Source organism: Gemmatimonadota bacterium, from assembly GCA_039715185.1.
GTDB lineage: Bacteria > Gemmatimonadota > Gemmatimonadetes > Longimicrobiales > RSA9 > DATHRK01.
This window is the reverse complement of sequence record JBDLIA010000242.1, coordinates 1-1,100: the sequence shown is the minus strand read 5'-3', so window position 1 is coordinate 1,100 and position 1,100 is coordinate 1. Positions and strand designations below refer to the sequence as shown.

Below are 1,100 nucleotides of genomic sequence, written 5' to 3'. Positions count from 1 at the left end.
GTTGTCGCCCTCGCGGTTGGCCGCCACGACGTCCACGTGGCCGTCGCCGTTCATGTCACCCGTGACGATCATCCACGGCTGCCCGCCCGCCGCCCAGGTGCCGTGCAGCGCGAGGCCACCGGCGCCGTCGCCCAGGAACACGATGACCTCGTCGCTGCGCCAGGCCCCGACGGCCAGGTCCACGTGGCCGTCGCCGTTCATGTCCCCGGTGGCGCACGTCTTCTCGGCGTTTCCGGGTGACGCGATCTGCGCCGTGCGCTCCAACCGCCCGCTGCCGTCCGCGGTGTTGAGTAACATCGCCACGTTGCCTCGGGTCTCGCGCGGGCCCTCGGACATGTTCACCGTGGCCACGTCGGGCCAGCCGTCGTGGTTGAAGTCGGCCGGACACACGCCGCGCACGTTCCTGCCGGCCGAGAACCCGCCGATGGACGTGAACGAGCCCTTGCCGTCTCCCGCGAACAGCGACACGAGATCGTTCTGGGCGTTGCCTACGACCAGGTCGGTGATGCCGTCGCCGTTGAAGTCGGCGCCCTCGTTGGGGCTCGGCCACGCGCCGTCGGGAATCTCCAGGACGGAGAACTGCTCGTAGTTGCCGGTGCCGTCGTTGAGCATGATGCGGACGTCGGCGGTGATCTCGTTGGGGATCGCCAGATCCGGGTAGCCGTCGCCGTTGTAGTCCCCGGCGTACGCGCCGTAGGGCTGGACGTGGCCCTCGTTCTCGTCCAGCAGAATGCGCTCGCCTAGTTCGATCATGTCCAGCGAACCGGCGCTGGGCGCCACCCAGAAGCCCCACGAGAAGCCCTTCTCCATGGGACTGCCGTCGGCGAGCGACACGCCCGCCTCGAGGGAGGCGCTCACCCACTCGCCGGCCTGGAACGGCGCCGCGGGCGCGAAGCGGATCGTCAGCCCTCCGCCCTCGAGCGTGACCTCACCCCGCGCGACCCCGCTCCAGCGCCCGAAGACGCTGAGCGACGCGGGGCGGAAGTCCTCGACCGACAGCGGCTGCGTCAGCGTCAGCTCCAGCGGATCCGCGCGGCCGGCTCCCACGACGTTGGGGGCGGGGCTGACCGCCGAGACGAACTCCGTGAGCGGGGCGACGG

The 1,100-nt window shown here is 70.9% G+C and carries 1 protein-coding gene; it reads right to left on the bottom strand.

Features of this window, described 5'->3' with window-relative positions:
- The coding region (locus tag ABFS34_16995) for a VCBS repeat-containing protein (protein MEN8377123.1) at positions 1-1,100 on the bottom strand (1,100 nt) is incomplete at both ends.